Origin of the sequence: Thiomonas sp. UBA7699 (genome assembly GCF_002482605.1) — a bacterium.
GTDB classification, from domain to species: Bacteria; Pseudomonadota; Gammaproteobacteria; order Burkholderiales; family Burkholderiaceae_C; genus Thiomonas; species Thiomonas arsenitoxydans.
Window position 1 is genome coordinate 37,337 of sequence record NZ_DLGH01000019.1, and the last position, 18,103, is coordinate 55,439.

The window sequence follows — 18,103 nt, forward strand, 5'->3', positions numbered from 1 at the left end:
TGCCCGCCGTTGTTCTCAAGCCCAGGTGTGGCTGATCCAGCTCAAAGCCCAATAGGTGACCATGCCGCTGAGTATGGTGCCCAGAATGCCCCGGCGTGCGAAAAAATAGCCCGCCGCAATGACGGCGGCGCCCAGTTTCACCCAGGGCGGCCCGAGCGGGGTGAGTAAAAACAACTCGGGCGCAACAACGGCGGCCAGCGCTGCTGCGGGGGCGAAGCGCAGGGCGATCTTGACGCGCGCAGGCAAGGGCATGGCTTTGCGAGAGAGCAAAAACAGATTGCGGCTCAGCACCGTGACGGCCGTCATGCCGACCACGAGGGCGATCTGCTGGAACAAGGTCATGGCCGCTCGATTCTCAAGGTTTGGTGCCGTCGAGCACAGCGCTCGCGGTGAGCTGGCGGCTGCTCCAGGCTTCCCACGCCATGCCCACGATCAGCGCACCGACGATGGCTGCCACCAGATTGAGCCGTAGCGGCAGCCAGAACAACAGCGCACTCAAGGCCGAGGCGACGATGATCACCCCGGCTATCGTGCGGTCGGCCAGCAGCGAGAGCACGATGCCCAGCAGCGCCAACGTGCCGGCAAACGCCAGCCCCCAACTGCCGGGAATGTGCTGTGCCATCGCAATGCCGAGCAGCGAGGGAATCTGCCAGGCGACCCAGTTGGTCAGCGACACGCCGAGAAAGTATTGCGTCTGCTGCGGATCGTGGGTGGGGTGGGGGTGGCGCCGGATCATCAGCACCTGGTTCAGGTCGCCGATCAGGTAGCCGTAGGCCAGACGGCGCCACCGCGGTACTTGCTCGAAGTAGGGGCGCATTTGCGCGCTGAAGACGACAAAACGCAGATTGACGCAAAACGCGGTGCCCAGAATCAGCCAGAGCGGCGCTCCGGCTGCGATTAGCGGCAGCGCGGCGAGCTGGGCGCTGCCCGCAAACACGAACAGGCTGATGGCCAGCGCCAGTTGCACGCTGAGCCCCGACTTCACCATGGCGACGCCCGTCACCAATCCCCAGGCGGCGATGCCCAGAGACACGGCGCGCATATCGCGCACCCCCTCCCGAAAGGCGGGTTGGGTCAACATCGACTGTACGTGGGCGAGGGAAGGCATGGGAAATCGTCAGAGTAAGTGTCTATTTTGCGCCGCATCAAAAGACCTCGACAAGCGGCGCGGTGATCGTTGTGACAAATCCTGTACACCTCCCGCGTGCAGCGGGAGGTGAGTTCAGTGATTGATCGGTACGACAACCCGTCGCAGCACGGGGGCTTGCTTCAAGGCTTCGAGCAAGGGTGCGGTTTGCGCTGCAGACAGACCGGCCTGCGCGGCTTGCGCGGGGAACTGCTTGACCAGTCCGGGGGCATACAGCCAGAACGAACTGGCGGTGTAGCGCGCCAGCGCCAGCGCCTGCTGGGCATGGCCGAGGCGGCTGAGCAGCAGGATGCGCCGGATCAGCAGATTGGGATCGCCATAGGCATGGCTGACGCGGTCGATCTCGGCCTGCTCGCGCAGCAGTTCGGCGTGAGAGTCGGCGGCGCGCACCTGAAGGCTGCTGGCCACGGCAAATCCGATCAGCGGCCGGAAGAACAGATCGCTGCGCTGAGCCTGCCGGATGGCCGCAGCGGCCTCAACGCGATCTGCGGAGTACGCCGTGTTGGTGAGGTTGTAGTCGTAGCCCGCCTTGGCGACCAGTGCAACGGCCAGCGCGCCCACGGCGAGTGCCGCAGGGCGGGGTAAGGTTAGAGCGACTGGGGCCACTTCGCCGCGGCCGAACCCGTCCATCCAGCCTGCAAGAAAAGCAAACACCCAGAGGAAATACAGATACCACAGGGGATATTCGACCAAGCTGTGCAGGCCCAGAAACGCCACGCCCATCCAGGCGGTGAGGGCGATGGGCGAGGCGTCGTTCGGTGCGGCGCGGCCCTGTTGCATCCAGCCCCGGGCCGAGCGCCACAGCCAGGCCAGGGCGACGATCACAATCGGCAGGGTGCCTACCAGCCCGGTTTCCGCCAGCAGTTGCAGAATGAGATCATGGGCGTTGTCGATATTGTCCAGCGGCAGTGGGTGCAGGGCATGATGAATGGCCGCGTGTTGCAGCCCCCAGCCCAATTGCCCCCAGCCCGCGCCGAACCAGGGCAGATGCTCGAACACCTGCCACGCGTTGCGCCAGATCAGCGCGCGGGCATTGACGGGCTGGTCGAGCTGGCGCGTCACGGCATCGAGAAAGCTGATCCAGCCGAGGTGATCGGCTTCGCGCAACGCCAACCACCACAGCGCATACAGCACCGGCACCGCCACCAGCGCCGCCCAGCGTGGATCGCGCCAGGCTCCGCGCACCGCGATCAGCACCAGAATGGCGGCGACGACCGCCTGCACCATGCCCGTGCGCGAGCCGCAGACCACCAGCGCCCAGCTCATGCCGATGACGGCGGCCCAGACCACGCTCACGCGCAATCGCGGCGCCCACCAGGCCAGCCCGGCCAGGCCGAGCGCGACGGCGGTGGCGTAATGATTGGGTTGCCGCAGATTGCCGAACACCCGCCCGGTCGAGGGGTAGCTGATGAGGTCGGCGTACAGCGGTGCATGCGCCGCCAGCCAGGAGGCCAGCGACGGCATCTGCCAGAGGGCGAACTGCACCAGTCCGAACACCACCTGAATCACCCCTTGCAGCAGCAGTCCGGCCGCGGCCACGTCGAGCCAGGGGTGTTCGACCACGCCCGCGCCCGGGCGGCTGGTGCGCCGCACGGCGGCGTTGCCCAGCCCGGCGATCAGCGCCGCGCTCAACAACACTGCCACGGTAATGGCGCCCTGGCTGGCGTAGGCGAGTTGCCCGCTGAGCGTCTGCAGGCCGACCACGGCAGCGGCCACGCCAAAGCCGAGCGCCGCCAGGCCGAAGCGCGGCCTCAGGCCGCTCCAGGCTGCGGCGAGAAACACCGCGGCCCAGAGCGCGGCGGCAACCAGCGTGGTGCCCATCTTGGCCACCACGCCCGGATCGAAAGGCCAGATCAGCGGCAGCGACATGGCCAGCCCCAGCAGGCCAAGGGCAAGCGATTGCGATAGCGGGAATCGGTCAGACACGGAGGTCGGGGCAGGGGATGTCGGTGAAGGCGCAGCCATGCGTGGCATTATCCTTGCGCGGCAGATTCGATTGCTCCGGCGCGGCGTTCACTGCGGCAGCGCCTTGTCGATCTGTACCTGCTGCGCGTGCGCTTGTTCGAGGGCGCGCAGACGGGCGTTGATGATCGATGCCTCGAAGTAATCCGCCCCCGGCGTGCGCTGCGCAATGTGCAGTTGTTCGATGGCCGCTTCGGTTTTTCCTTGCAGGGCGTAAGCCTCGGCCGTGGCGCGGTGTTGCGCCGCAAAGGCGCCCAGGGCGGCCTCGGCGCGGGCCTGGTCTTGCCACAGCACGATGTCTTGTGGATGCGCCACGGTCTGCTGGCGCAGAAACTCGCGCGCCGATTTTTTATCGGGCAAAGCCAGCAGGCAGCGCGCCAACAGATGCCGGGCGGCAGTGGACTGCGGAAACTGGCGGTAAAGCGCACGCGCTGCATCGGCGGCCTGCGCGGGTTGATGCTCCAGCAGCAATTCGGCCTGCAGCAGATCGAGGGGCAGACGCTCGGCGGCCGGGGCGCTGGCGACTGCAGCTTGCGCCCGCGTGAGCGCCGCCGCGGCGGCGTCGAACCGCCCCAGCCTTTGCAGCAACACGGCCTGACCGTAGGCGATGGCGGCCTGCTGGGCGGGGAAGGCGGCTTTGTCGGCGCTGAAACGCTTTTCCTCGCGCTGCATGGCGTCGCGCTTGGTTGGGGTGAGCGCGCGGGCGCGGGCGTGCATGAGCCAGAACATCAGATCGTGGTCGGGTGGCAGGGGATGGTTGCCGCCGCGTGCCTGGGCGTCGGCGATGCGCTCGCTGGTCAGCGGGTGCGTTTGCAGGAAGGCCAGCACATCGGAGTCGTCGAGCCGGGAGAGGTTTTGCAGCCGTAGCAGCATGCTGGCCATGGCCTGCGGCGGATAGCCCGATTCCGCCAGCACCTCTTCGCCGGTGCGGTCGGCGTCGCGCTCGTTGCTGCGCGAAAAACGCAGGGCTCTGTCGATGGCTGCGGCCTGCCCGCCCATCGCCAGACCTTGCGCGGCCTGATCTTGCCCCGCGCTCGCGGCGGCGACGGCCAGCAGCAGCGAGCCGATGCTCAGCAGCCTGTCACGGCCCATCTGCGCCAGCCGCTGGGCGATGTGTCGCTGGGTAATGTGCGACATTTCATGGGCGAACACGGCCGCCACTTGATCGTGCGATTGCGCGTCGATGATCAGCCCGGTGTGCACCCCGATCCAGCCACCGGGCAGGGCAAATGCGTTGAAGCTGCGGTCGCGCAGCAGAAACACGCGAAAGTGCGCGGGCGCCTCCATCTCGGCGGTGCGCCGGGCAGCGGGCGTGAGGCGGTCGACGATGGCCTGGAGGTAGTCGCGCAGCAGGCTGTCGTGCAGGTAGTCGGGCTCCTGCCGCATTTCTCGCATGATGATTTCGCCCAGACGTTTTTCCTGTACCGAAGACAGGCTGCCCTGCGCGGGGTCTCCCAAGGTCGGCAGGCTGCTGGCGTAGCCGGGGGCGCGGGTGTCAGCGCCTTGCGCCCAAACCGGCGCGCCAGATAGCGCGGCGCCGAGCAGGCAGAGGGTGGCTTGCTGGCTGATGCGGCGCAGGCGGCGTAGGCGGAAATGAGGCGAGGCGAAGCGCACGGATCGGTCGGAGAAAAGGGCGTCAGGAGGTCTGCAGGTGAAGACTGGCCCTGGCTCGACAGGTTCCCGCAAGTCTTTAGCCCAACGCCGCCAGTGCCGCCTTCAGTTCTTCGGGCTCGAAGCTCGACAGCACGGTCTGTACCAGCGGCGCGAGCTTGTCGGGGTCGGCGCGCAGCACTTCTTGCTTGACCGCGAGGATCTGCGACGGATGCATGGAAAAACTGCGTAGGCCCATGCCCAGCAGCAGGCGGGTCATGCTCGGGTCGCCGGCCATTTCGCCGCACACGCTCACTTCCACCGGTCGGCCCTTCCAGGCGGCCGCAGCACGGGTCTGGGTGATGATCTGCGCCAGCAGGTTGAGCACTGCGGGATGCAGCGGATCGTAGAGGTTGGAGACGCTCTCATCCGCGCGGTCGATCGCCAGGGTGTATTGCACCAGGTCGTTGGTGCCGACCGACAGGAAGTCGAAATGCCGCAGGAACAAGGGCAGCGCCAAGGCTGCGCCCGGCACTTCGATCATTGCGCCCAGTTCCACCGGGCCGTATGAAACGCCCTTGGCATCGAGTTCGGCGCGGGCCTTGTTGAGTTCGGCAAGGGTCTGGCGGATTTCGCTGGCGTGGGCCACCATGGGGATGAGCACCTTCAGCGGCCCGAGCGCGGCGGCGCGCAGCAAGGCGCGCAACTGCATGCGGAACATCGCCGGGTCGGACAGGCTGTAGCGAATGGCGCGCAGCCCCAGCGCCGGGTTGAGGTGGGTGAACTCGCCGTCGCGATAGTCTTCGGCGTCGAGCGGTTTGTCCGAGCCGATATCGATGGTGCGGATGGTGACCGGCTTGCCCTGCATGGCCTGCATCACGCGGCTGTACGCGGCGTACTGCTCGTCTTCGCCGGGCAGATGGTCGCCACGATTCATGAACAGGAATTCCGTGCGGAACAGGCCCACCCCCATCGCACCGGCTTCAAGCGCGGGCGCGCAGTCTTCGGGCTGCTCGATGTTGGCGAGCAACTCCACCGGCTCGGCGTTGAGGGTGCGCGCCGGGGTGAATTTCAGGCGCTTGAGCCGTTCGCGGGCGAGCTGCGATTCCTGCTGGCGCAGGCGGTAGTCTTCGAGGATGACGGGTGACGGATCGACGATGAGCAGCCCGCTGTCGCCGTCGATGATGACCAGATCGTCCTGGCGGATCAGGCTGCCGGCCGAGCGCGCGCCCACCACGGCGGGAATATCCAGACTGCGGGCGACGATGGCGGTATGCGAAGTTTTGCCGCCCACATCGGTGACGAAGCCGCGGAACACCCCGGTCTTGAACTGCAGCATGTCGGCCGGGGCGATGTCATGGGCGATGAGCACCAGATCGCCGTTGCCGCTGGCCGAGCGGGCCAGCCCCGCGCTGCCGCGAAGGGCGCGCAGCACGCGTTCGACCACCTGCTCGACGTCGGCGATGCGTTCGCGCAGATAGGTGTCGTCCATTTCCTCGAAATTGCGCGAAATGACGTCGAGCTGGGCGGTGAGCGCCCACTCGGCGTTGTAGCGGCGCTGGCGTATCCAGGTGATGGTGTCGAGCGCCATCTGCCGATCATCGAGCAGCATTTTGTGCACATCGATGAACGCGGCCATTTCGGCCGGGGCATCGGGGGGCAGATCCGCCTTGAGGGTGTCGAGTTCGGCGCGCACGGCACGGCGCGCGGCGCGCAGGCGCTCAATTTCCGCCTCTTCCGTGCCGGGGTCGACGAAGTAATGCGCCACGTCCAACCGGGCCGAAGCGAGGATGACGGCACGCCCGATGGCCATGCCGCGAGAAACCGGAATACCAAACAGTTGAAGAGCCATGCGGCGATGGTAACGGCGGCGCGGCGGCGCAAAACACCCTGCGCCACGCAATACCAGACGGGCCAGCATGGAGATGCGCGGCTCATTAAGCTTCGTAAAGCACTTTTGCGCCGCAGAGCGCGCGGTGTTTTCCCTGATCAATGCCCTTTTCTCTGGAGTTCACCATGCACAAACTTGCACTCTCCCTGGCCCTGCTCGGCTTTGCTGCCGCACCGGCCTTTGCCTCCACCATGCCGCACGAACTGAAGATCGAGCTTGCCGCCCAGAACAATTCCGGTGAAACCGGCTACGCCCTGATCAAGCCCATGGGCAAGGGCATCGAAGTCACCGTCCATATCAAGGGCGGACCCAAAGGCGTGGCGCAGCCCGACCATATCCACCCCGGCACCTGCGCCAACCTCAACCCGGTTCCCAAGTATCCGCTGGAAAACGTGGTGGACGGCAAGTCGGTCACCAAGCTGCCGTCCGTGAGCATGGACGATCTGTTCAAGGAGCCCATGGCCATCAACGTGCATGAAAGCGCGCAGGACCTGAAGAAATACGTGGCTTGCGGCGACATCAAAAAATAAGCTGAACCGGCCTCGCGCTACCATTTCTGCCAACACGGGGCGTCGCGAAGGCGCCCCGTTTTCATTGGAGATGTGCAGCGTGATCACCCTTGTCGATGTCGATTTGTCCCTTCCTGAGCATGCCCACGCGCTGCTGGAACTCATTTCCCGCTACGCCCGCGATCCGATGGGGGGCGGCGAAGACCTCGCTCCCGAGGTCAAGGCCGTGCTGGTGCAGCGACTGCGCGAACGCGCCGATTATTTTGGCGTACTCGCGTTCGACGGCGCCACTCCCATTGCGCTCATCAACTGCTTCGAGGGCTTTTCCACGTTCATGGCGCTACCGCTGATGAATGTGCACGACGTTTACGTCGAGCCCGACTACCGCGGCCAGGGTCTGTCGCGCCGCCTTTTGCAGCGGGTGGAAGACGCAGCGCGCCTTCGCGGCTGCGGCAAGCTCACCCTGGAAGTGCTCGACGGCAACGCTTCGGCCATTGCCAGTTATCGGCGCTTCGGCTTCGAGACCTATGCGCTCGACCCGGCCTTTGGCCGGGCTCAGTTCTGGCAGAAAAAACTTTGATCTTTCAGGTCGTCGCCTGTGCGGCCAGTCCGCGTGCGCGCAGGCCATGCCAGAGCAGCACGATGGCCGCCAAGGCGAACCCGGCCTCGTCGGTCATCGGCAGGGCAGTGATCAGCAAGGCGGCAGCGCAGAACGCCAGCAGGCGTTCAAGCACCGACATCGGTCCGCGCAGATAGCCCACGGCCACCGCGCCCCACAGCACAATGGCCAGAATGGCCTTGGACGTCACATAGGCCACACCCAGCCAGGTCCAGTCGCCTTGCAGCATGAGCTGCGGGTCGTACACCGCCATATACGGCACAACGAAGCCCGCCAACGCGATCTGCGTGGCCTTGAAGCCAATGCGCATCGGCGAAGCCTTGGCCACAGAGGCTGCGGCGAACGCGGCCAGCGCCACCGGCGGCGTTAGGTCGGCCATGATGCCGAAATAGAACACGAACATATGGCTGACGATGAGCGGCACGCCCAGCTTGAGCAGGGCGGGCGCGGCGATCGAACTGGTGATGATGTAGTTCGGGATGGTGGGAATGCCCATGCCCAAAACCAGACAGACCGCCATGGTGAGCAGCAGCGAGAGCAGCAGGCTGTGCGCGCCGATGTCCACGATGAACCCGGCAAAGCTCGTGGCCGCGCCGGTGAGGGTGAGCACACCGACGATCACGCCGACGATGGCGCAGGCGATGCCCACGGGCAGGGCCTGCCGGGCGCCGTCGATCAGACTGTCGCGCAAAACGCGCAGCGTCTGACGTCCGCCCTTGACCACCAAGTTGATGGCGACCAGCGCCGCAATGACCCCCAGCACCGGCAGGATGCCGAACTGTAGAAACGCCGCCGCGCCCAGACCGCAGGCAAACCAGAACACCATGCGGAACGCCGTATGCGAAATTCGCGCGGCGATGGCCGCCCCCAGCAGCAGAATGGCGGTGAGCGACAGCCCCATCATGCCGGCGAACATCGGGGTAAAGCCGTGGAACAGCATCCACACCAACGCGGCCAGCGGCAGGGCCAGATGCCAGTTTTCCTTCAGCGCCTTCCAGGAGTTGGGAATCTGGTCGGCAGGCAGGCCGAGCAATTTCTTGCGCCCCGCCTCCAGATGCACCATCCAGAACGCGGTGAGGTAGTAGAGCACGGCCGGAATGACGGCGGCCTTGACGATGTCGGCATACGGCACATTGAGGGTTTCGGCCATGATGAAGGCCACCGCGCCCATGACCGGCGGCATGATCTGCCCGCCCATACTGGCCGTAGCTTCCACCGCCCCGGCGAACACCGGCGAGTAGCCAAAGCGCTTCATCAGCGGAATGGTGAACTGGCCTACCGTGAGCACATTGGCCACGCCGGAGCCGGAGATGGTGCCCATCAATCCGGAAGAGATGACGGCCACCTTGGCCGGGCCGCCGCGCGCCTTGCCCACCAGTCCCAGCGCCAGGGCGTTGAACAGCCGGATCATGCCGGCATGTTCGAGAAACGCGCCGAACAGAATGAACAGAAAGATGTAGGTCGCCGACACCAGGGTGGGAATGCCGTAGATGCCCTCGGTGCCGAGATAGAGCTGACCGATGATCTGGTCGAGCCCGTAGCCGCGGTGGCTGATGGCATCAGGCAGGTACTGGCCGAACAGGCCGTAAAGCAGAAAGGCCGCGCACACCAGCGGCAGCGCCAAGCCCAGGCTGCGCCGGGCCGCCTCGAACAGCAACACCACCACCGCGGCGCCGACCCAGAGGTCTGACAGCGTCGGGTCGCCGCTGCGCTGAATCAGGTCGGCTTCGAAAAACCAGTGATACAGCCCGAGCCCGAAAGCGGCTGCGCCCAGCAACCAGTCGAACCACGGAATGCGGTGCATCCAGCTCCCGCGCTTGAGCGCCGGCACGACCCAGAACACCAGCAACATCAGAAAGCCCACATGCAGCGAGCGCATCACCAGGCTCGACAGCGGGTGGAAGGCGGCTACGACGAGCTGATAGGCCGAAAACGCCAGCGCCGCCGCCATGACGCCGCGCTGGGCAAGGCCGGATAAGCTGCGCTGGTGGCCGCTGTCGGCGTGCGGCTCCGAGGAGGTGTGGATCAGGTCGTCGGCGGTGGTGCTCATGGCTGGAATCCGAGGCGCGTGAAGGCCGCTCGTGGCGGCGCCACACGATGGATGAGACGGCCCATGCAGGCGGGCCGAGGCGAAAAAGCCTTGCTGGGGTTTACTTCAGCACACCCGCTTCGCGGTAGTACTTGGCCGCGCCGGGGTGCAGCGGCACGGGCGAATTGAGCGGCGCGTCCTTGAGGCTGATGCCCTTGGCCGCGGCGTGCGCCGCCACGAGTTCGGGCAGGTGGGTGAACATCGCCTTGGTCATCTGATAGACCATCTCTTCGCTCAGCCCTTCGCGGGTGACGAGGAAATTCTGGATGCGCGCAGTCGGCACGGCGGCGGTCTGGCCTTCATAGGTGTTCGCCGGAATGACCCCGCTTTGATACGCCGGATCGCCCACCTTGGCGATGATGTCAGCAGGCACGGGAACCACCACGATTTTTTGCGACGCAGCCAGATCGCGCAACGAAGACACGCCCAGCCCGGCCGACTGCAGCGTGGCGTCGAGCTGACGGTTTTTCATCAGCTCCACGGATTCGCCGAAAGGCAGGTATTCGACCTTGGAAAAGTCTTTGTAGCTCAGCCCGGCGGCCTTGAGCAAGGCGCGGGCGTTGAGTTCGGTGCCGCTCTTGGGTGCGCCCACCGAAATACTCTTGCCTTTCAGGTCGGCCAGGGTCTTGATGCCCGAATCTTCGCGCGCCACGATCTGCACATAGTTGGAGTAGATCGCCGCCATGGTGCGCAGCTTTTTCAGCGGGACTTTGAACCCGGCGTCGGCCTCGCCTTTCCAGGCGTCCGACAGCGAATCGCCCAGCGAGAAACCCAGCTCGGCGCGGCCTGCTTCAAGCAGATTGAGGTTTTCCACCGATCCCTTGGTCGCCTGGACTGAACTCTTGGCCGCAGGTATGGCCTTGGTGTAGATCTGTGAGAGCGCAACGCCTAGTGGGTAGTACACGCCGCTGGTGCCGCCGGTGGCGATGGTGAGGTACTCGGCCGCAAACGCAGGGCGCAGAGCAAGAGGGGAGAGCAAAGCGGCGCCGCCAGCGAGCGCAAGAACGCGGCGGCGAGCGGGGGAGGTGGGGCTGCGAGTCATGATCGATCTCCGTGGCTGTGTTGTTACAAACGGAAACGATGCTAATGCCTCTGGGGCCAAATGCAATTGGGCAATGACCTCAGAGAATCTTGGACAGGAACTGCCGCGTGCGCTCGTGCTGCGGCGCGCCGAAAAACTGCTCCGGCGGCGCGGATTCGATGATTTTCCCCTGGTGCATCATCACCACGCGGTCGGCTACTTCGCGGGCGAAGCCCATTTCGTGGGTGACGACCACCATGGTCATGCCGTCGCGCGCGAGCGACTTCATGACGTCGAGCACTTCGCCGACCAGTTCGGGGTCGAGCGCAGAGGTCGGTTCGTCGAACAGCATGAGCTTGGGGCTCATGGCCAGTGCGCGGGCGATGGCGACGCGCTGCTGCTGCCCGCCCGAGAGCTGGTTGGGATAGGCGCTGCCGCGATCGGCCAGCCCGACGCGGGCGAGCAGCTCGCGGGCACGCTCGGTGGCTTGCGCCTTGGGCATTTTGCGCACCAGCATGGGCGCTTCGATGATGTTCTCCAGCGCGGTCATGTGGCCGAACAGATTGAAGCGCTGAAACACCATGCCGACTTCGGCGCGGTGGCGGCAGATGTCGCGGTCGTGCAACTCGTGCAGCCGTTCGCCGACCTGGCGATAGCCGACCAACTCGCCATCGACCAGCAGACGGCCGGCGTCGATTTTTTCCAGGTGGTTGATGCAGCGCAGAAAGGTGGATTTGCCCGAGCCCGATGCACCCAACAGGCAGACCACTTCGCCACGCGCGACCTCCATCGAAATGCCCTTGAGCACCTCGACGGAGCCGAAGCGTTTGTGCACGCCTTCGGCCTTGACCATGGGCTGGTTCATTGGGCAACCTCGTTGTTTGCGCCCCGTCCGAAGGCGAGCTGGCGCAGACGCTGCAATGGCGTGGGGGCCAGTTGACGGGTGGCGCTGCGGCCGAAATGGCGTTCGATGTAGAACTGACCGATCGACAGCAACGTGGTCACGATCAGGTACCAGATGCTGGCCACCAGCAGCAGCGGAATGGTGCGGTAGTTCACGGAGTAGATGAGTTGCGCCGAATACAGCAAATCGCTTACGGCGATCACGCTGACCAGCGAGGTGGTCTTGAGCATCGAGATCGCCTCGTTGCCGGTGGGCGGCACGATGACCCGCATGGCTTGCGGCAGCACCACGCGTCGCATGATCTGCAACCGCGACATGCCCAGGGCGGCCCCGGCCTCGCTCTGGCCTTCGTCCACCGACAGAATGCCCGCGCGCACGATCTCGGCCATGTAAGCGCCTTCGTTGAGGCCTAGCGCCAGAATGGCGGCGACGAAGGGGGTGATCAGGTTGTTGGCATCGAAACTCCAGGAGCCAAAGCCGATATTGGGGTAAAGCGCGGTGATGTTGAACCAGAACAGAATCTGCACCAGCACCGGGGTACCGCGGAAGAGCCAGATGTAGAACCAGCTCGCCTTCGAGACCATCGGGTTGTGCGAAAGGCGCATGACCGCCAGCAGCACGCCCAGCGCCACGCCGATGACCATCGAAATCACGGTGAGTTCGAGAGTGAGCAGCAAACCGTGCAAGATGCGCACAGAGAAGAAATATTCACCGACGACTGACCACTCGAAGCGCGGGTTGGTCGTCAATGAGTAGACCGTGGCTAGGAGAAGCACAAAAACAGCGGCAGCGGCCACCCAGCGGCCGGGATGTCGGGCCGGGATGGCTTGAATATCGTCAGGTCGCATGGAATGGAACCGATCAGGCGACCCGCTGTGGCGCGCGGTCACAGCGGGGGATTGAACTTACTGCACGGCAGGGTTGATTTCAGGCGTGGTGATCGCACCCTGCTCAGCGCCCCACTTTTTCAGGATTTTGGTGTACTCGCCATCGGCCATGACCGCCTTGACCGCCTGCAGCACCGGCTCGGCCAGGCCGCTGTTCTTGGGAATGACAATGCCGTAGGGCGCGGAGTTGTAGGGCACACCCGAAAGCTTGAACTTGCCGCGCGATTCCTTAACGATCCACGCCGCCACCGGAGAGTCGGCCATGCACACTTGCGCGCGGCCGCTGTCCATAGCCAGGCTGGCGGCGTTTTGGTCGGGATAGAACTGCACGTCCACACCTTTCTTGCCCGCAGCCTTGCATTCCTGGTTCTGCTTGGTGGCGTCTTCGGATTGAATCGTGCCCTTGGTCACAGCCACGCTCAGTCCGCACAAATCTCCCAACGAGGCAACCGCGGGGCCACCCTTGGCCTTGACGTAGAAGGAAGTGCCAGCAGTGAAATAGCTGACGAAGTCCATCACCTCCTCGCGCTTTTTGGTGATGGTGAAAGACGACATGCTCAAGTCATACCTGTCCGATTGCAGCCCAGGAATGATGGTGTCAAAACCAGCTTGGACAAACTTGGCCTTGACGCCCAGTTTTTTTGCAATGGCGTTGGCCAGATCGATGTCGAGGCCGATCATGGTCTTGCCGTCATTGGCGATGAACTCCATGGGCGCGTAGGCGGCATTGAAGGCAAAGGTCAATTCGCCTTGCTGCTTGTACTTGGCGGGCAGGGCGATCGTGGCCGCAGCAGCCGAAGAGGCCACCAGGGTCATGCCTACTGCGATTGCGCTAAGGGCGCCCAAGCCGTGGCGGAAAGAGGCGTAGCCTCGGAGAACGCGAATCATCATTCGATTCCTAAACTGATGGGGATAAGAGAGGAAGACCCAGGACGAGCAAGCGCCGATATGGTTGCAGCCCTGCCCCAGAAGTGGCTTTTTGCCGCCTGGGCGCAGGGCACCAAGTCTTATCAGGCCGACTACGTAGCTTGGCTGCGAGGGTGCTTACTGAACGGCCGTGTTGATGGCGGGGTCTTTGATGCCGCCCTGGGTGATGCCCCATTTGTGCAGGATCTTGGCGTATTCGCCGCTGGCGATCACTTCCTTGAGGGCTTGCAATACCGGCTCGGCCAGGCCGCTGTTCTTCGGAATCGCAATGCCATAGGGCGCGGAGTTGTAGGAATCGCCGGTCAGCTTGAACTGACCGCGAGACTCTTCAACGATCCAGGCCGCCACCGGCGAGTCGGCCATGCCCACTTGTGCGCGGCCGCTGACGATGGCGAGGTTGGCGCCGTTCTGGTCGGGGAACACCGAAACCGTCACGGCCTTCTTGCCAGCGGCCACGCATTCCTGGCTCTGCTTGGTGGCGTCTGCGGCCTGGGTCGTGCCTTTTTCCACGGCCACGGACATGCCGCACAGATCGGCCAGCCCATTGACCTTGGGGCCGCCCTTGGCCTTGACGTAGAACGAGGTGCCCGCCGTCATATAGCTGACGAAGTCGACGACTTCTTCACGCTTCTTGGTGATGGTGAAGGACGACATGCTCATGTCGTACTTGCCCGACTGCAGTGCCGGAATGATGCTGTCGAAACTGGCGTTGATGAAATCGGCCTTCACGCCGAGCTTCTTGGCGATGGCCTTGCCCAGATCGACGTCGGCGCCGACGACGGTCTTGCCGTCCTTGGCGATGAATTCCATCGGCGCATAGGTGGCGTCGGCAGCGATGGTCAGGTGGCCTTGTTCCTTGTATTTCTGCGGCAGGGCGATGGGGGTTGCAGATGCGCTGGCGCAGAAAACCGCGCACAGCGCCACGGAACCCGCCAGCGCGCCCAGACGGCGCGGCGATGCGAGCTTGCGAAGAGTGAACGTCATGATTTTTTCCTTAAGAGGTGTGAACTGCGATGTTTTGATGTTCGCCAGCGATGGCAGGCGGCCCAGGATGCTCTCGAAGCAGAACGAATAGCCCCTGTTTTGCTGCGACTTTCCGCGTCCGGTCACGCATGGTATTAAAAAAACCGGAGCTTTCGGTCGCTCCAATGGGAGGTTCTGAAAGCAGGCACGGGCCAAGCAAGTATTGCGCCAGTCTTGCGCGCGGCGGCAACGGCGGCGCCGCGCTCAGGGCTTGCGTCCGAGCCAGATTTCGAAGCAGGTGCCGCCGCCAGCGCGGGGCAGGCAGCGGGCTTCGCCGCCATGCTGGCGGGCGATGCGGCGCACCAGGGCCAGGCCCAGCCCGGTGCCTTCGCCGNNCTCGAAAGGCTCGAAAATGCGCTGCGCATCGGCCGGGGGAATGCCTGGCCCCTGGTCGCAGACGCGGATGATGCCGCCGCCCTGCACCGCGGTCAGGCTGACTTGCGGCGCGGCGCCCGGCGCGTGGCGCTGGGCGTTGTCGAGCAGGTTGCGCACGGCGCGGCGCAGCAGGCGCTCGTCGCCTTGCAGGGTGATCCAGTCGCCGTGCACTTCAACGTCGAAACGTGCGGCTTCTTCGGCCAGAAGGGCGAGCAGGTCCAGTTCTTCGAGCTGCAGGGTTTGTCCGGTCGCGGCATCAAGTCGACTGGAGAGCAGGATGTCGTCGATCAGCGCATCGAGCTCGGCGAGATCGTGCTTGGCGGCACGCGCGGCGACATCGCGCGCTGCGGCGGGCACGGGGGTGGACAGCGTTTCCAGGCTGAGACGCAGCCGGGTGAGCGGGGTGCGCAGTTCGTGCGAGGTGTAGGCCAGCAGCGATTTGTGGCTCTGCATCAGCGATTCAATTCGCCCGGCGGCGGTGTTGAAGCTCTGCGCGAGTTGCGCCACTTCGTCGCGGCCTTGCACGGGCACGCGCGCGCTCAGGTCGCCGCCGCCCCAGGCGCGCACGCCCTGCTGGAGATTTTCCAGCCGCCGGGTCAGCCGCCGCATGATGGGGTAAGTGACCAGGCTGAGCAGAATGGCGGTGACCACGGTGCCGAAGAAGGGCGACATCAGCAGATGACGCCAGGGCGAGGGCGGGCCGATGCCGTGTTGCTGCATGAAGGCGCGGAAGACTTCGCGCCGGAACTGGGCGCGCTGCGGATCCATCTCGAACACCCAGTGAAACACTAGGGCAGAAACGAGCGCCTGCACCAGCAGCGCCAGAATCAGTGCGATCCACAGCCGCTTCCAGAGTTTGGCCTGCTTGGCTACTCCGGGCTCCGTCGCTGCGGGCGGGGTCGGCACGGCGCCGGGCGGCATGGGCGAAGCCATGTTCAGATGCCGTCCTGCGATTTGGTGAACACATAACCCGCGCCGCGCAGGGTGAGAATGCGGCGGGGGTGGCGCGGATCGTCTTCGATCGCGGCGCGGATGCGGCTGATATGCACGTCGATGGAGCGGTCGAAGGCTTCGAGCGATTCCCCCTTGACGGCGCCCAGCAGGAACTCGCGCGTCAGCACCCGACCCGGATGGCGCGCGAGCACTTGCAGCAGATCGAACTGGTAGGCCGTCATCGGCCGGTCTTCCCCGTCGATGCGTGCCTGACGGGCGGCAGGGTCGATATCGAGTCGCCCGAAGCGCAGGATTTGTTCGGCCTGCGGATCGCGCGGCGACAGACTGCCCGCGCGGCGGCGGGTAATGGCGCGCAGCCGCGCCAGCAACTCGCGCGGCTCGAACGGTTTGGTGAGATAGTCGTCGGCGCCGATCTCCAGCCCGACCACGCGGTCGAACGGGTCGCCGCGCGCCGTCAGCATGAGCACGGGCAGATCGCTGTGCGTGTGCAGGCGGCGGCAGATGTCGAGGCCGTCGCCGTCGGGCAGCATGAGGTCGAGTACGAGCGCGTCGAAACCCAGGGCGTCACCGCGCCGCGGGTTGAGTTCGCCCTCGGCCTGCGCAGCATTGGCCGCATGCGTCACCTGCCAGCCGGCGCTTTGCAGGAAGTCGCTGACCTGTTGGGCCAGCCGGAGGTCGTCCTCAACCAGCAGCAGCTGGCTGGGGGAGGTGCGGGTTTGCGGGGTCATGGGAAATCCCGTTGAGCAAAACAAAGTTTCGGTAAAAACAGACAGGCCGCGACAAGCGGCCTGCGCCCCTCTGTGAAGAAACCTTATTGCATCATGCCAGGGCCCATGCCGTGGCCGTGACGATGTTCCATGCGATCCATGCGGTGCTCCATCATGGCGTAGAGCTTGGCGCGTTGCTCGGGGGTGAGGATTTGCGCCATTTCGTACTGCGTCTGCGTGCGGTTGCGCGAGAGCTGGTTGGCCAGGGCCATCTGCTTGTCGCGCAAGGCCTCGAGTGCACCGCGATCGATCTGCGGCGCGGCTAGCAGCTTCATGCGCTGCTGCATCAGACCGCGCATTTGCTCCATTTCCGGACGGGCTTTTTCCCAGGATTGTTTTTGCAGCGCGCGCATTTTTTCACGTTGCTCCGGGCTGACGCCAGCTTTGGAGAGCATGCGCTCCATGCCGCGTTCGCCATGTTTGCCGGGGCCACAATGGCCCATCTTGCCCCCCATGGCGCCGTGCTGCATGGGGGCATCGGGCGGCGGGGTTTGCGCGCTGGCCAGCGCGGCGTGGCTGGCCACGGCGACGACGACTGCGGCGCTGACCATGCCCAGAGTGCGGCGCAGCCGCGACACCTTGGCGGACGTGGAAGGAGAAGAGGTTTGAGGATTCATGGCAGTCCTTGAAAAGGAAGTGACGATGTATCCATTTTGCGAGGCGGCGATTGCCCGCAAGTCTCGCGGGGGTGAAGATATGTAAAGCTGCGAGGCCTTGCGCCGCGCTTACTCGCCTTCGCCGAACTTGTCGTCGAACAGCGCCTGCACTGCGTCGAGGGCGATATCGGCCTGATCGCCTTCGGCTTCGACGGTGACGGTGGAGCCGATGCCCGCCGCCAGCATCATCACCCCCATGATGCTTTTCGCGTTGACGCGACGCGCGCCCTTGGAAATGAAAATGTCGCAGGGAAACTGTCCCGCGAGCTTGGTGAGCTTGGCCGACGCGCGGGCGTGCAAACCCAGCTTATTGCTGACTTGAATGATGCGTTGCGGCATGAGAAGGACTGCGGAGGGACTGTTGTTGTGGGGCGCCTGCGGAAACCTGAACCACGCCCTGAACGGCGCCAGCCGTCGCGCGGGCGGCCAGACCGTCGAGCGACTCAGCCTGATAGCACACCGACCGCAGCAGCATGGGCAGGTTCACCCCGGCCACGATCTTGAGCTTGAGGTCGCCCGCCAGCTCGGACAGTCGCAGCGCGATATTGCTCGGCGTGGCGCCGAAAACGTCGACCAGCACCAGGGCGCTGCCATCTGCCGCGGCCTGGCGCAGCGCGGGCAGGGCGGCCTGCGCCGTGTCTTCGACCACGGCGTCGGGCGCCACGTCGAAAGCCAGCAACTTTTGCGGACATCCGGCGTACACATGGGTGGCGCATTCTTTCAAGGCGCTGGCGAGCGGGGCGTGGGCAATGATGAATAGACCGGGCATACGAACCTTACCG

General features: G+C 64.9%; 18 protein-coding genes. 2 read left to right on the top strand and 16 right to left on the bottom strand.

What is annotated here, in order from left to right; translation table 11 throughout:
- Positions 1–15 precede the first annotated feature (15 nt).
- From B3H47_RS08405 to ptsP, 5 genes are all read right to left on the bottom strand, one after another.
- Positions 16–342, bottom strand: coding sequence for an AzlD domain-containing protein (locus B3H47_RS08405; RefSeq protein ID WP_286986706.1), 327 nt, complete (start codon positions 340–342; stop codon positions 16–18).
- A gap of 13 nt (positions 343–355) precedes the next feature.
- Complete coding sequence (locus tag B3H47_RS08410) at positions 356–1,108, bottom strand: AzlC family ABC transporter permease (RefSeq protein WP_286986707.1); 753 nt, start codon at positions 1,106–1,108, stop codon at positions 356–358.
- 114 nt (positions 1,109–1,222) lie between these two features.
- Positions 1,223–3,073: an O-antigen ligase family protein gene (locus B3H47_RS08415; RefSeq protein WP_286986708.1), complete on the bottom strand. Its 1,851-nt coding sequence runs from the start codon at positions 3,071–3,073 to the stop codon at positions 1,223–1,225.
- Positions 3,074–3,160: 87 nt separating this feature from the next.
- Positions 3,161–4,723 carry a M48 family metalloprotease gene (locus B3H47_RS08420; protein ID WP_286730425.1) on the bottom strand — a complete coding sequence of 521 codons (1,563 nt, stop codon included), beginning with the start codon at positions 4,721–4,723 and terminating at the stop codon, positions 3,161–3,163.
- A 76-nt stretch (positions 4,724–4,799) separates the two neighbouring features.
- Entirely contained in the window at positions 4,800–6,551 is a 1,752-nt protein-coding gene (gene ptsP / locus B3H47_RS08425) for a phosphoenolpyruvate--protein phosphotransferase (protein ID WP_286730426.1), read from the bottom strand.
- 164 nt (positions 6,552–6,715) lie between these two features.
- Here ptsP and B3H47_RS08430 point away from each other — a divergent pair, with 164 nt between their 5' ends.
- Both B3H47_RS08430 and B3H47_RS08435 read left to right on the top strand, forming a co-directional pair.
- Positions 6,716–7,120 carry a hypothetical protein gene (locus tag B3H47_RS08430; protein WP_013122545.1) on the top strand — a complete coding sequence of 135 codons (405 nt, stop codon included), beginning with the start codon at positions 6,716–6,718 and terminating at the stop codon, positions 7,118–7,120.
- A gap of 70 nt (positions 7,121–7,190) precedes the next feature.
- Positions 7,191–7,679: a GNAT family N-acetyltransferase gene (locus B3H47_RS08435; protein WP_286986709.1), complete on the top strand. Its 489-nt coding sequence runs from the start codon at positions 7,191–7,193 to the stop codon at positions 7,677–7,679.
- Between the two features lie 4 nt (positions 7,680–7,683).
- Here B3H47_RS08435 and B3H47_RS08440 read toward each other — a convergent pair whose 3' ends face one another.
- The 11 genes from B3H47_RS08440 to B3H47_RS08490 form a co-directional block, all read right to left on the bottom strand.
- Positions 7,684–9,768, bottom strand: a complete 2,085-nt coding sequence (locus B3H47_RS08440) for a TRAP transporter permease (RefSeq protein WP_286986710.1) — start codon at positions 9,766–9,768, stop codon at positions 7,684–7,686.
- Positions 9,769–9,868: 100 nt separating this feature from the next.
- Positions 9,869–10,849, bottom strand: coding sequence for a TAXI family TRAP transporter solute-binding subunit (locus B3H47_RS08445; protein ID WP_286986711.1), 981 nt, complete (start codon positions 10,847–10,849; stop codon positions 9,869–9,871).
- A 79-nt stretch (positions 10,850–10,928) separates the two neighbouring features.
- The gene (locus tag B3H47_RS08450) at positions 10,929–11,693 is read right to left on the bottom strand and encodes an amino acid ABC transporter ATP-binding protein (RefSeq protein ID WP_276707060.1); all 765 of its coding nucleotides are present in this window, start codon (positions 11,691–11,693) and stop codon (positions 10,929–10,931) included.
- Entirely contained in the window at positions 11,690–12,580 is an 891-nt protein-coding gene (locus B3H47_RS08455) for an amino acid ABC transporter permease (protein ID WP_286986712.1), read from the bottom strand. Before B3H47_RS08455 ends, B3H47_RS08450 begins: the two co-directional genes overlap by 4 nt.
- Before the next feature lie 57 nt (positions 12,581–12,637).
- Complete coding sequence (locus tag B3H47_RS08460; protein WP_286986713.1) at positions 12,638–13,507, bottom strand: ABC transporter substrate-binding protein; 870 nt, start codon at positions 13,505–13,507, stop codon at positions 12,638–12,640.
- Between the two features lie 156 nt (positions 13,508–13,663).
- Positions 13,664–14,530 (bottom strand): ABC transporter substrate-binding protein, encoded by an 867-nt coding sequence (locus tag B3H47_RS08465; protein ID WP_286986714.1) that lies wholly within the window; start codon positions 14,528–14,530, stop codon positions 13,664–13,666.
- A 243-nt stretch (positions 14,531–14,773) separates the two neighbouring features.
- Positions 14,774–15,877, bottom strand: coding sequence for a sensor histidine kinase (locus tag B3H47_RS08470; protein WP_286986715.1), 1,104 nt, complete (start codon positions 15,875–15,877; stop codon positions 14,774–14,776).
- A 2-nt stretch (positions 15,878–15,879) separates the two neighbouring features.
- Positions 15,880–16,626 carry a response regulator gene (locus tag B3H47_RS08475; protein ID WP_286986716.1) on the bottom strand — a complete coding sequence of 249 codons (747 nt, stop codon included), beginning with the start codon at positions 16,624–16,626 and terminating at the stop codon, positions 15,880–15,882.
- 83 nt (positions 16,627–16,709) lie between these two features.
- On the bottom strand, positions 16,710–17,282 hold the full coding sequence (locus B3H47_RS08480) for a Spy/CpxP family protein refolding chaperone (RefSeq protein ID WP_286986717.1): 573 nt from the start codon (positions 17,280–17,282) through the stop codon (positions 16,710–16,712).
- 108 nt (positions 17,283–17,390) lie between these two features.
- The gene (locus B3H47_RS08485) at positions 17,391–17,660 is read right to left on the bottom strand and encodes an HPr family phosphocarrier protein (RefSeq protein ID WP_013105118.1); all 270 of its coding nucleotides are present in this window, start codon (positions 17,658–17,660) and stop codon (positions 17,391–17,393) included.
- Positions 17,629–18,090 (bottom strand): PTS sugar transporter subunit IIA, encoded by a 462-nt coding sequence (locus tag B3H47_RS08490; RefSeq protein ID WP_286986718.1) that lies wholly within the window; start codon positions 18,088–18,090, stop codon positions 17,629–17,631. Before B3H47_RS08490 ends, B3H47_RS08485 begins: the two co-directional genes overlap by 32 nt.
- Positions 18,091–18,103 lie beyond the last annotated feature (13 nt).